Here is a 14896-nt window from a genome sequence, read left to right as displayed (position 1 = left end):
AATATTTTCTAGTGAAATTGCAGATACTCCTCGAGCAAGCGAGTTGATACGTGTTAACATCGTCGCTCGAACCACAGCATCATCAAAGTATGGACCAACATTTGTTGCGACTGCCGCAATAAGATTTTCTTGCGTTTGCGTCGCATACTTTTCTGGGATAAGGTATTTAACAAATCCCCCCATACTTGTATTTACACCATAAATCACCTTCCCCTGCAAAATAAGATTGTCAAGCAATTTGCGGGATTCAACAATAGACTTGCATGCTTTTTGACCAAGGCAAACATGAATATTAAAATCATATGCCACCCTGGCAACGTCATTTACCCTTATGGGTTCACCTGTAATTTCCAGCATTTTATACACAATCGACCTTTTTTCAAAAAATTATTACCACTTTTAACTCACCAAATACTTACTTCAGGACCCGACACAAATCCAGCCCTCATTCAATCAATCTAAATATCACAAATAATTCAAAATTGATGCACTGCGCTTTTTAATATTAACGCCATCACCGTAACCAATCAGGCGATCCGAGACACTCCACGAACAATTATTGAAATACTTAAATTTGGCAGTTACCAGCCGCCCCGCTCTGCACTGCACCCTCACGGTTAACTCATTTTTTAAAACGATATCGGGAGAGCTATTACCTTGTTGGCACAAGTGATGACTGTACGCGCAACGCAAGCGATACAAATAGCAAACTTCTCGCCCTTTATCGTATAAGCCAACCCGACAAGTGCAAGCCATATACGAGCAAGGAACGACATACTCAGCAGCAGGCTTAGCAATATTCTTCTGTAAAATCCTACTGTACTGCATCAGTCTCTCCTTGGGTTTATTTATCTGCCAGTTCATCCAACCTACTAGCTAGAATTTCGCCAATTACTGTCGCTGGTTCCTGACTGAGCATTTCTTCATGACTGCAACGGACATCATAAACTTCCATATTTCCCAGCACATACGGTTTCCACTCCTCAGGAGAAACTAGTGTTTCATCTCCAACCTCTGCTACCGTGGCTCGAAACAATAGCGCATCCCCACCATACTGCGGTGGAGAATAATTTTCGACAATATGCAAAATGTTCCTTGCAATTTTATCTGCGTTTTCCAATAAATGCTTATCCATCGCCGAGACTAACTCATTGCCATAGTGGTAGGCAAGCCCATCCCTAACCATCGCCTGATCAAGTTGATTTCTTTTCTCTACAAGGGCTTTGCTGCCCACAAAAGGAGTACTATCCAGTAACGCTAGCAACGTCACTTTTTCCCCTTGGTATCCGAGTCGAACAGCCATGCTATGTGCCACAATACCGCCGAAGCTCCATCCTAATAAGCAGTAAGGCCCTTTGGGCTGGACACGGCGCATTTGTTCAAGATAGTCTGACACCATCTCGTCAAAGGTAGCCGCAGGCGGACTTGTTCCATCGAACCCGCGAGCCTGCAAGCCATAGAGGGGCTGATCCGGGTGAAGGTAACTAGACAGACCCATATAGCTCCAGCTCAAACCCAATCCAGGATGAACGCAGAAAAGAGCAGGACGGCTGCCTATAGGTTTAAGAGGAAGCAGAACGGAAAACGAGTTTTCTTGCATCCCGTCATACTTAACTAAATGGCGTGCTAAGCCTGCGAGGGTGGGTGCCTCAAACAGCGTGCGAATAGCAAGGTCAACCCCTAACGCTGTGCGTACACGATTGATCAGGCGCATGGCCAGCAGCGAGTGGCCCCCGAGCGCAAAGAAGCTGTCGTGCCGCCCTACACGCTCCACACCCAATAGCTCGGCCCAGATCGCCGCGAGCGTCGTCTCCAGCTCGCCTTGTGGTACTTCATACGCTTGATGCGCCAGCGCGTCATCATCCGGTGCAGGCAGCGCACGCCGATTGAGCTTGCCGTTCGGTGTCAGCGGCCACGCATCGAGCCGCACAAACGCACTGGGCACCATATACTCAGGCAAGCTCGCCGCTACTTGTGCACGCAGCGTGCTCGCAAGCTGCTCATCCGCTTCGGCCTGCACATATGCAACCAGCCGCTTATCCGAGCCTTCACCGCACGCGAGCACCACCGCATCACGCACCTGCGGGTGCGCCGTTAAGCACGCTTCGATCTCGCCCGGTTCAATCCGAAAACCGCGAATCTTGACTTGATCATCATTGCGCCCTAAGAATTCTATATTGCCGTCCGGTTGGTAACGCGCCAAATCTCCGGTCTTATACAGCCGTGCACCCGCGTCATCGGAGAACGGATCCGGCACAAAGCGCTCAGCGGTCAGCTCTGGGCGGTTCAGATAGCCGCGTGCCACGCCCGCGCCACCAATATACAGCTCGCCGACCGCACCCAGTGGCACCGGCTGGCCGTGCACATCGAGCAGATAAACGCGCGTGTTCGCTATCGGCCGGCCGATTGGCACGATGTCCTCTGTATAGTTTGCCGGGCAAGTCCAGGCCGTCACGTCAATTGCCGCTTCCGTCGGACCATACAAGTTATACAGCTGCGCGCTCGGTAACAGCATTTGGCAAAGCCGCACACTCGCCCCTGGCAGCGCTTCGCCACTGCAAATCAGCCGTTTCACAGACGTACAGTGCTGAACCCCTTCATTGTGCAAAAACATGCTGAGCATGGACGGCACAAAATGAGCCGTCGTGATGCGCTGCCGAGTAATCAACTCTATCAAGGCAGCCGGATCTTTATGCACATCGGGTGCCGCCACAACCAGGGTAGCGCCATGGAGTAAAGTCCAGAAGAACTCCCAGACAGACACGTCAAAACTAACAGGTGTTTTCTGAAGTACACGATCGGCCGTCGTCAAACCATAAGCTTGTTGCATCCACACCAGACGATTGATAAGCGCCTGGTGCTCACTCTGTACGCCCTTGGGCATGCCGGTCGAGCCGGACGTATAGATCACATACGCCAGATGCTGGGCCGTCAGCTCGGCTACCGAGGGATTGGTGTCCGGCAACGCCGGCAGGGTGGTCGGATCGAGCACCGTGCAAGACGCGAGCGCCGCCTCGCCCAACGCAGCGCGCCCGGTCGCATCGGCCAGTACAATGCTCGGGGCCGCATCGGCGAGGATGTGCGTCAAGCGCTCGCCAGGATAGGTGGGGGCCAGCGGCACATACGCGCCCCCGGCTTTGAGGATCGCCAGCAATCCGACGACCAGCGCCGGTGAACGCTCGACGCAGATCGCCACGCGTGCGTCCGGCTTGACGCCCGATTCAATGAGCTGATGCGCCAGGCGATTGGCCTGTGCATTCAACTGAGCATAGCTCAATGTCTGCTCTTCATACACCAGCGCTGTAGCCTGAGGCGTGCGCTCCACCTGCGCCTCGAACATTTGATGGATGCACAAGTGCGCTGGATACGCCTGCTGCGTTGCGTTCCACGTTTCAAGCAACAATTGGCGCTCAGCCTCGGGTAGCACCTCTAGCTGCTGCATCGGCATATCTGGCTCCTGCTCCAATGCTTTGGCGAGGCTTGCCAGCGCCTGCTGCATATATCCGCATACACGATCGGGATCGAGAGACTGCGCGACCTGTGCCGTGAGACCCAACGCCTGCCCATCATCCTCAACCGACAAGCTCAACGGATAATTAGTACGCTCTCGAGCGCTAAGCAGTTTGATCCCCGAGGGCAAGTTCGGCACATCTGACGGTGTTGCATGGTGTCTGTAATTGAGCAGCGCACTGAACAGTGGCGCGCCCACTGGCACGCCACTATGACGTTGTGCAAGCACGAGCGATGCATGTTCATGCTCGAGCAGCGCAGCGAGCCACGCGTGAGTCTCTCGCACGCTGTCTTGCACGCTGCCATGCAATCCCACGCGCAGCGGCAACGTATTGATAAACAGCCCCATCGCGCTGTCAGCATCACGACCACCTTGCATCCGCCCGAACAGCACCGTGCCGAACACTACCTGCAATTGGCCGCTCGCGCGCGCGAGCACCTGCGCCCATGCCACATGACACAAGCTGGCCAGGCTCACCTTCAAGCGTTTCGCCTGCGCGCGCAGCCGATCGTTCAATGTCTGTGGCAGTACCCAGTATGCTTCACTCGGATGCGCACCATCGTGATGCACTTCTGTCAACCCAAACGGCAGCGTCGGCTTGTCAACATCGGCGAGCATCTCAGTAAAAAAGTGCGCATGTTCATCTTCACTCATGCCTAGCTTCGCCTGCGCAACTAGATTGCGGAACGGCTGCGCCTCTGATAGGGCCTGGCCTTGACCTTCGATGAACGCCTGTATCTCCGTGTGCATCACCTCCAACGTCGAATGATCGCCGATCAGATGGTGCTGCAACTGCACCAGTAGCCAGCGACCGTCGGTATCTTGTGCTACGGCACAGCGCAGCAGTGGCGCCTGCGTCAAATCAAGGCGGTATTGGCGGGGGTCAAAGCGCTGCGCCAATTGCTCAGCAATCGGCCCATTAACTGGATCCAAAGTCAATTCGGTGACCGACAATGACGCATGACGCCACACCACTTGGGCGGGAACCGATAAGCCTTGCCAGACAAATGCGGTACGCAGTATGTCATGCCGATGGATCACTTGTTGTAGCGCGTTCAGGTACTGATCGAGCCGCGCACGGCTATCAAAAGCCAACTGCACAATCAATAGATACGGATCACCATCGCTGGCAAGCAGGTGGTGAAACAGCATGCCATCTTGCAATGGTGACAGTGCATAAATGTCCTGGATATTTGCCACACCGTGCGGCACCTGCTCAACAATCCGGTCAATATCGGCTTGCGTGAGATCGATTAATGGCAACATCTCGGGTGTCAGCGCAGCGGTATCAGACGTGATCACGTTCAATGGCACCGCCACTTCACGGTGCTGACTCAGCGTTTGCGCCAGCGCACTCAACGTCGGTTTTTCAAATAATGCACGCACCGACAAGCCCAAGTTCCGGCGCCGCAGGCGCTCAATCAGTTGCACCGCCAGCAGCGAATGCCCCCCCAGCGCAAAAAAGCTATCATGCCGACTGACATGCTCAACACCGAGCAACTCGGCCCATATTGCTGCGAGCACAGTTTCCAACTCACCTTGCGGCGCCTCGTACGCCTGGTGCGCAAACGCGTCGGCGTCTGGCTCGGGCAGTGCACACCGGTCAAGTTTGCCGTTTGGCGTCAACGGGAATGCATCCAGCCGCACAAACGCCGCTGGCACCATATACTCGGGCAAGTGCGCGGCCACATGCGCACGCAGTGTAGTCGCAAGACACTCATCCGATTCAGCGACCACATATGCAATGAGCCGTTTGTCACCGCCTTCACCGCGGGCAAGCACCACCGCGTCGCGCACCTGAGAATGCCGAACTAGACACACCTCGATCTCGCCCGGCTCGATGCGAAAACCTCGGATCTTGACTTGGTCATCGTTGCGCCCCAGGAACTCTAGGTTGCCATTAGGCAGGTAGCGCGCTAAGTCACCAGTTTTATACATGCGCGCATCGACTTCATCTAAGAACGGATCCGGCACAAAGCGCTCGGCGGTCAACTCAGGCCGATTCAGGTAACCGCGTGCAACCCCAGCGCCACCAATATATAGTTCACCGACCGCGCCCACAGGAACCGTTTGTCTGCAAGCATCCAAGAGATAAAGTCGCGTGTTATCAATGGGCCGGCCAATAATGCGCCAGCTGCTTTCATGGCGGGTAACCTCATGCACGATAGCAGTCACTGTCGTTTCGGTCGGGCCATAAAAATTCAACAAACGCGGCCGGTAACCATTGCCGGCAAACCATGCCTCGCATGCCGTCGCGTTCAATGCGTCTCCGCCAACGATAATTGTGCGAACACTTTTCGCAACAGGGGCCCTTTCTTGGACCAACTGTGCCCAAAATTGAACAGGCAAATTCACCACACTCACGCGGTTCGCGTCACAAAGCGCCCAAAACCGCTGGCCTCCAACCAGCCACGCATCGGTGCGCAGCACCAGTGCAGCGCCCTGTGTCAAAGGCCTGAAGATTTCCTCAATCGACGTATCAAAAGACAGCGAAGCAAATTGCAGCATCCGGTCTTGCGCAGTGATACCGAGTTTACGCGCCATTGCCGTAACAAGATTCACCACGCCTTGGTGTGGGACCATTACTCCTTTAGGCTGGCCTGTTGAACCCGACGTATAAATCACGTAGGCTATATTTTTCGTATTTAAAGCCAACTCATGCATACCAAGATTATTTATGCTTTGGTGCGCCCACTGCGCCGTATCCTTGTGCAAATCCAGCACTGGTACACCAGCTCTTAAACCTTGCGTCACCGCAGTATGCGGCTTACCCACGCTAAGCAGGACTATTGGCGCGCTGTCTGCAACCATATGCGCCAACCGTTCTGGTGGATAAGCCGGGTCTAGCGGTACATAGGCACCACCAGCCTTGAGCGTAGCGAGCATACCAACCAGCGTTTGCGGGTCACGCTGCGCGTACAGCGCTACATGACAGTTAGGACCTACGCCTAAATCTCGTAAATGGTGTGCGAGGCGGTTGGCCTGCGCATTGAGTTGCATATAACTGAGTGTTTGGTCTTCGATCACTAGCGCCGTCGCGTCGGGCGCGAGTTCGACTTGCGCCTCAAACAATTGATGAATGCACAGATGGGCTGGATAGTCCTGCTGCGTCGCATTCCATGTCTGAAGCAATAAAGTCCGCTCCTCACTGGGTAATATCTCCAACTGCCGTACTGGCTGCTCGGGCGCTGCCTCGAGGGCCTCAACCAAGCCACACAGCGCCTGCTGCATATATCCGCACACCCGGTCGGGGTCAATCGGTTGCACGACCTTCGCGGTTAGGCCCAACCCTTGTCCAAAGTCTTCGACTGATAGCCCGATAGGATAGTGGTCACGCTCTTTCGATCCCAGCAGCTCGACACCCGGTAGAATGCTGCGCTCGCCCAGATCCATCGCGCTGTGTCGGTAGTTCAGTAGCGCGCTAAAGAGCGGCGTACCAGCCGGCACCCCACTGCAACGCTGCGCAAGCGCAAGCGACGCGTGCTCATGCTCGAGCAGCGCAGCGAGCCGCGCGTGCGTGGCCCGTACACTATCTTGCACACTACCGTGCAACTCTATACGCAGCGGCAACGTGTTGATAAACAGTCCCATCGCGCTGGCCGCACCGTCACCGGCATGCATCCGCCCAAACAGCACCGTGCCAAACACCACAGACTGTTGACCGCTCGCGCGTGCGAGCACTTGTGCCCACGCCAAATGGCATAGGCTCGCGAGGCTCACCCCCAAATGCCGAGCCTGCAAACGTAGCCGGTCGTTCAACGACGGAGGTAACCTGCGATACGCCCCGGTCACTTCCGCGTCGCCATGATGCCCCTCCGTCAGGCCGAACGGCAGCGTCGGCTCCTCCACGTCAGCAAGCATCTCGGTAAAGAAGCGCTTGTGTGCTTCTTGACTGAGCCCCAGGCGTGCTTGTGCCACCAAGTTACGGAACGGCTGCGCAGCAGGCAGTGCCTGGCCCTGGCCCGCAATAAACATCTGTACTTCTGAGTGCATAATCTGCAACGAAGAAACATCGTCAATCAGATGGTGCATCAACTGGACTGCTAACCAGCGGCCATCGGTGTCTTGCGCAATTGCAAAGCGCATCAGCGGTGCCTGAGTCAAATCCAGGCGAAAATGACGGGGATCGAAGCGTCGCGTCAACTGTTCAATAATCGGCCCGTCATCGGCGTGTAGAGCGAGTTCGGTCACCGACAGCGTCGCATGGCGCCAGACCACCTGTGCGGGCGTCGACACACCTTCCCACACGAACGCGCTGCGCAAAATGTCGTGTCGATTAATGACCTGCTGGACCGCCTCCAGATACTGATCGAGCCGCGCTCGCGTATCAAACGCCAATTGCGCAATCTGCAAATACGGATCGCCGTCGCTCGCCAGCAGATGGTGGAACAAAATGCCGTCCTGCAGTGGCGAGAGCGCATAAATGTCTTGGATATTGGCAACACCACCGGGCACCTGCGTGACAATCCGGTCAATGTCAGCCTGCGTCAGCTCAATCAGCGGCAACATTGAGGGGGTAAGCACGGTAGTTTCGGGCGTGATGACGTTAGCGGGCACCGTCACTTCGCAATGTTGGTGCTGGACTAGCGACTGGGCCAGCGCACTGAGCACCGGTGTGTCGAACAGCGCCCGTACGGACAGCCCGAATCCTCGGCGTCGGAGAAGCTCGAGTAATTGCACTGCAAGCAGCGAATGGCCGCCCAGCGCAAAGAAGCTGTCGTGCCGACCGACTCGCTCGACACCAAGCAACTCGGCCCAGATCGTCGCCAGCGTCGTCTCCAGTTCGCCTTGCGGCGCTTCATAGGCGTGATGCGCAAGCGCCGCAGCGTCTGGTTCAGGCAGTGCACGCCGATCCAGCTTGCCATTCGGCGTCAACGGCAATGTATCCAATCGCACAAACGCCGCTGGTACCATGTATTCGGGCAAGCGAGCGGCCACCTGCGCGCGCAGCGTGCTAGCCAGCACCTCATCCGGCTCTGCCACCACGTACGCGACAAGCCGCTTATCCATGCCGTCGCCCCGCACGAGCACCACTGCATCGCACACCTGCGCGTGCTGCACCAGGCACGCCTCGATCTCGCCCAATTCAATCCGAAAGCCGCGGATCTTAACTTGATGGTCGTTACGGCCCAGAAACTCTAGGTTGCCATCGGGCAGGTACCGAGCCAAATCCCCCGTCTTGTACATCCGCGCATTGGGCTGGTCTGAGAACGGATCGGGCATGAAACGCTCGGCCGTCAGTTCAGGCCGATTCAGGTAACCTCGTGCGACCCCCGCGCCGCCAATATATAATTCCCCGAGCGCGCCCAACGGCACCGGCTGTCCATGCACGTCAAGCAAGTAAATTTTTAAGTCGGGGATCCGTACACCAATCGGATTGCCCGCTTGCTTGCTATCTTGTTGTCGAAGTGGCCGATAAGTCACATGTACGGTGGTTTCGGTAATCCCATACATGTTGACCAACTGCGGACGGCATTCGTCATGCGTGGCGTACCAAGCTTGCAAAGCGGTCGGCTCTAGCGCCTCGCCGCCAAAGATTACATAGCGTAATCGATCCGATAAGGCGCTTTGGGCTTGGCTGGCGATCAATGCCTTAAACGCACTGGGCGTCTGGTTCAATACGGTGACACGCTGCTCGCAAACCAACTGGTAGAAAGCGTCGGGAGAGCGGGCAATGTGATGAGGCACAATAATCAGTTTGCCACCGTAGCGTAACGCGCCCCACAGCTCCCAGACGGAGAAATCGAAAGCAAAGGAGTGGAACAGGCACCAGGTGTCATGCTGATCAAAGTGATACCAAGATTGTGTCGCGTCAAACAGCCGCGTCACCTGCGCGTGCTCGACCATCACCCCTTTGGGCATACCGGTCGAGCCAGACGTATAAATCACATATGCAAGATGACGGGCGGTGAGGTCCGGTACTGGTGGATTCGTGTGCGCCCGATCTGGCAGCGCATTGGGATCGAGCACCGTGCGCTGGGCGAGCGCCGCGTCACCGAGCGCGGCACGGCCCGCCACATCGGCTAGCACAATATCAGGTGCAGCATCGGCTAGGATATGCGCGAGCCGCTCGCCTTTAGAATCGCCAACAGCCCCACCACCAGCGCCGGCGAGCGCTCAACACAGATCGCCACGCGTGCGTCCGGCTTGACGCCCGATTCAATGAGCTGATACGCCAGGCGATTGGCCTGTGCATTCAACTGAGCATAGCTCAGTGTTTGCTCTTCATACACCAGCGCTGTAGCTTGAGGCGTGCGCTCCACCTGTGCCTCAAACATTTGATGGATGCACCAGTGCGCCGGATACGCCTGCTGCGTTGCGTTCCACGTTTCAAGCAATAATTGGCGCTCAGCTTCGGGTAGCACTTCGAGCTGCTGCACCGGCGCGTCTGGCTCCTGCTCCAATGCTTTAGCAAGGCTTGCCAGCGCCTGCTGCATATATCCGCACACACGGTCCGGGTCGATCGGTTGCACAACCTGCACGGTCAGGCCCAGCGCAGTACCGAAGTCTTCTACCGATAGGGTAAGCGGATAATTGGTTCGCTCTTGTGCACCCAAAAATTCGATACCGGCCGCTGTTTTATTCTCACCAGACGAGGGTGAATTGTGCCGATGATTAAGCAGCGCACTAAACAGTGGCGAGCCCGCCGGCACGCCACTGCAGCGCTGCGCGAGCGCGAGCGACGCATGTTCATGCTCAAGCAGCGCGGCGAGCCGCGCGTGCGTGTCATGTAAGCTGTCGCGTACACTACCGTTTAAATCGACGCACAACGGCAGTACGTTGAGAAACAACCCGAGCGCCCGGTCCGCACCACCGCCTGCCTGCATTCGGCCAAGCAGCACCGTGCCGAACACGACCTGATGTTGGCCACTAGCACATGCGAGCACTCGCGCCCACGCGAGATGACATAAGCTGGCCAAGCTTACACCTGAGCGCTTGGCTTGAATGCGCAGCCGATCGTTCAATGCCTGCGGCAACATCCAGTGTGCTTCGGTGACCTGGTCACCATCGCGATGCACGTCGGCCAGCCCAAACGGCAGCGTCGGCTCGTCAACATCGGCGAGCATGTCGGTAAAAAAGCGCGTATGCTCGTCTTCACTGAGCCTCAAGCGTGTCTGCGCAACTAGGTTACGGAACGGTTGCGCAGGCGGCAGCGCGTCGCCTCGGCCTTCGAGAAACGCTTGCACTTCCGCATGCGTCATTTCCCCCGTTGAGTGATCACCAATCAAATGATGCATCAGCTGCACCATCAGCCATCGACCATCGATATCCTGCGCGACTACGAAGCGTAGCAAAGGCGCTCGTGTTAAATCGAGCCGATGTTGACGAGGATCAAACCGTTGGGCAAGTTGCTCGGCAATCGGTCCGTCGGCAGGACTTAATACCAGCTCTATGACCGACAGCGGCGCATGCCGCCAGACGACCTGCGCGGGCGTGGACAACCCTTGCCAAATAAACGCGGTGCGTAAGATGTCGTGTCGGTTAACGACTTGCTGCACCGCATGCAAATAACGATCCAGTAAAGCCCGGTTATCAAAGGCCAACTGGGTGGTCAGCAAATAGGGATCGCCGCAACTGGCGAGCAGGTGATGAAACAGAATACCGTCCTGCAATGGCGACAGTGCGTAAATATCCTGAATATTCGTGATGCCACCCGGTGTCTGAGCAACGATTTGGTTAAGGTCGGCTTGTGTTAGGTTAATCAGCGGCAGCATCGACGGGATGAGCGCTGTCGTCTCGGGCGTGATCACGTTCGGCGGTACTGTCACGTCATGATGCTGTCCAACCGATTGGGCTAACGCATTCAACGTGGGCGTTTCAAACAACGCACGCACCGGCAGGCCGAGCCCCCGCTGCCTGAGATGCTCAATTAAACGCACCGCAAGCAACGACTGACCACCCAGTGCGAAGAAGCTGTCATGGCGGCTCACACGCTCAACGCCAAGTAGTTCGGCCCAGATATCCGCAAGTACGGTTTCAACCTTGCCTTGCGGCGCTTCATACGCCTGGTGGACAAACGCGTCGTCACTCGGCATGGGTAGTGCACGCCGATCGAGCTTGCCATTTGGTGTCAATGGGAAAGCATCAAGCCGCACAAAGGCGGTCGGCACCATGTATTCGGGCAAGCAATCGGCCACATGCGCACGCAGCGTGCTCACGAGGTTTTCGTCAGGCTTGGCGACCACATACGCGACCAGCCGCTTCTCAATACCCTCGCCGCGTGCAAGTACCACCGCGTCGTGCACTTGTGGATGCTCAGTCAGACGCGCTTCAATTTCACCCGGCTCAATGCGAAAACCGCGGATCTTGACCTGATGATCGTTACGGCCCAGAAATTGCAGGGTACCGTCGGGCAAATAACGGGCTAAGTCACCGGTCTTGTACATTCGCGCGTCGGTTACAGATGAGAACGGATCGCACACAAAGCGCTCGGCCGTGAGCTCGGGCCGGTTCAAATAGCCGCGCGCCACGCCCACGCCGCCGATATACAGCTCCCCGACCGCACCCAACGGCACTGGTTGGCTGTGCTCGTTTAAAATATAGAGTCGTGTGTTAGCCAGCGGGCGACCCATCGCACGCCAGCTGTCATACTCATCGTTGACCTCGTGTATCGTGGCGGCAATCGTCGTTTCAGTGGGGCCATACGCGTTCAGCAAGCGTGGCCGATGGCCTGTGCCGGCAAACCATGCATCATATGCCGATACACTCAAGGCCTCGCCACCAATTAGAATTGCACGCACACTGTCTGCAACGGAAGCTTTTTCCTGGACTAGCTGGGACCAAAATTGAACCGGTAAGTCAACTACGCTCAAGCGATTGGCCTTGCAAAGCTTCCAAAACTGATGGCCTTCGGTCAACCATACCTTTGTACTCAGTACTACAGCGGCGCCATGCGTTAAAAAAGTAAAAATTTCCCCCACTGAAGTATCAAAAGACAGCGAGGAAAACTGCAGCATCCTATCTTGTGCGGTCAGCTCAAGTGTTTGCGCCGCCGCCGTTACCAGATTCGCAACGCTTCGATGTTCAACCATCACGCCTTTTGGGGCACCAGTCGAGCCAGACGTATAGATCACATATGCAAGGTGACGAGCAGTCAGCCCGGACACTTGTGGATTAGTATCGGGCAACGCTGGCAGCACATTTGGGTCGAGCACGGTGCAGGAGGCAAGCGCAGCGTCACCGAGCGCGGCGTAGCCCGCTGCATCGGCCAGCACAATCGTTGGCGCGGAATCCGAAAGGATATAAGCAAGACGCTCAGCCGGATAGGCAGGGTCGAGCGGCACATAAGCGCCCCCGGCCTTCAAAATTGCGAGTAGCCCCACGACCATTGCTGTAGAGCGCTCGACACAAATTGCCACCCGTGTATCGGGCTGCACACCCCGCTCAATTAGCTGATGCGCGAGACGATTAGCTCGCGCGTTCAGCTCCGCGTAGTTGACTGTCTTTTTATCATATATCAGTGCAGTCGCATCCGGTGAACGAGCGACTTGTGCTTCAAACAATTGGTGAATGCACAAGTGAGCTGGATAGTCCCTTTGCGTGGCGTTCCAGCTTTGAAGCACAAGTTTGCGTTCTTCTGGCGCAAGCAGCTCAATCCTCGCCACTGATTGGCGTGCATCAGCGACCATCGCGTACAGCATCGCCTGCAAATAACCAACATGCCGTTCAATCGTAGAGCGGTCAAACAGCGCGGTGCTGTACTCCAATTGCCCAACAATTACGTCGCCGGCCTCTTGTAGGCTCAACTCGAGATCAAATTTGACCGCATCACAGCTTAGCTCAACCGGCTGCACTTGCAGGCCCGGCAACTTCCATGCGTCGATCGCGTTTTGCTGCCACGCAAACATCACTTGAAATAGCGGCGTATGATTGAGTCTTCGCGGCGGCTGCACAATTTCGACGACCTGCTCGAACGGCAAATCCTGGTGTGCTTGCGCTTGCAACGTGCATTGTCGCGCACGCGCGAGTAATTCAGTGATGTCCGGTTCACCGGATAAATCCATGCGCAACGCGAGCGTATTAACAAAAAAGCCGATCAGCGGTTCGATCTGAGGGTGATTGCGGTTGGCGCTCGGTGTGCCGATAACCACATCGTCCTGTCCCGACAAGCGCGACAGTACTGCGCTCCACGCAGCGAGCACCGTCATAAACAATGTCGTGCCGTGCCTGTGGCTTATGCGTTTAAGTGCATGCGTCGTTTCTGCGTCGATGTACACCGGCACCTGCGCGCCGGCAAACGATTGCTGTGCGGGACGGGGCCGATCGGTGGGCAGCTCTAGCAACACCGGTGCATCGGCCAGCACCTTACGCCAATAGTCACTTTGATGCTGGAGCTTCTCACCTGACAACCATTGCCGTTGCCAAGCCGCATAGTCTGGATATTGGATGCTTAGCGGCGGCAGCGGATTGGCCTCACCGGCACAACAGGCGGCATAAAGTGCACTCAATTCTCGCACCAGCACGCCGAACGACCAGCCGTCCGACACAATATGGTGCTGTGTGAGCAAGAACCGATGTTCGTTATCAGCAAGCTGCACCATCTGCGCGCGAATCAGCGGGCCATGCGCCAAATCGAACCGCGTCTGCGCTTCATCAGCACTTAAGCGCGCCAGCTGCGCGTCGGCATCGGGCGCACCGCGCAGATCATGCCAGAGCAGCGGCAAACCCACGTCGGGCCCCAGCAGTTGCACCTGTGGCTGGCCATCGACGCTCACAAACGTCGAGCGCAGCGCTTCATGACGCGCGAATACCGCATTGAGTGCTTGCTGCCACGCGGCTTGATCGAGCGGCCCACACAAGCGCAGTGCGAGCGGGATATGATAGGTGGTGCTATCCACGCCCTCAAATTGCGCGAGGAACCACAGCCGTTGCTGCGCGAACGACAGCGGCAAGCCGCCTTCGTGTGAGATCGATGTGATCTCAGGCAATGCATTGACTGGCTGGTCCAGTTGCACACTCACCACCGCCGCAAACGCGGCCAGCGTCGGCGATGCGAACAGGGTCGGGAGCGGCACGTCAGCACCCAAAGCCCTGACCCGGTTCATCAAACGCACCGCAAGCAACGAATGGCCCCCAAGCGCAAAGAAACTGTCATGCCGGCCGACACGCTCGACGCCCAATAGCTGCGCCCAAATGGCCGCCAGCGTGGCTTCGAGTTCGCCTCGTGGTGCTTCATATGCGTGATGCGCAAGCGCGTCGGCGTCTGGCTCCGGTAGCGCACGCCGATCCAGCTTACCGTTGGGCGTCAACGGCAACGCATCGAGCCGCACAAAGGCGGCCGGCACCATATAGTCAGGGTGCGTATTTCAGCGATCATGGACGGTCGAATCAGGCTGATGGTGGACGGCGTTTCAGCGTGATCATGGACAGTTTGGGTGAGCGCGA

Annotated in this window: 1 protein-coding gene and 1 pseudogene; both read right to left on the bottom strand. The window is 56.7% G+C overall.

Annotation, left to right across the window (positions count from 1 at the left end):
- Nucleotides 1-357 (bottom strand): aromatic amino acid lyase (locus KQH55_RS14570; protein WP_235091500.1); only part of this gene is annotated, 357 nt, incomplete at its 3' end.
- Between the two features lie 487 nt (nucleotides 358-844).
- Nucleotides 845-14781 (bottom strand): annotated as a pseudogene (locus KQH55_RS16565) (amino acid adenylation domain-containing protein).
- Nucleotides 14782-14896: the final 115 nt, after the last annotated feature.

The organism is Mycetohabitans sp. B3 (assembly GCF_021498065.1).
GTDB lineage: Bacteria > Pseudomonadota > Gammaproteobacteria > Burkholderiales > Burkholderiaceae > Mycetohabitans.
The sequence above is the reverse complement of the archived record's forward strand: the minus strand, read 5'-3'. Positions and strand labels throughout refer to the sequence as shown.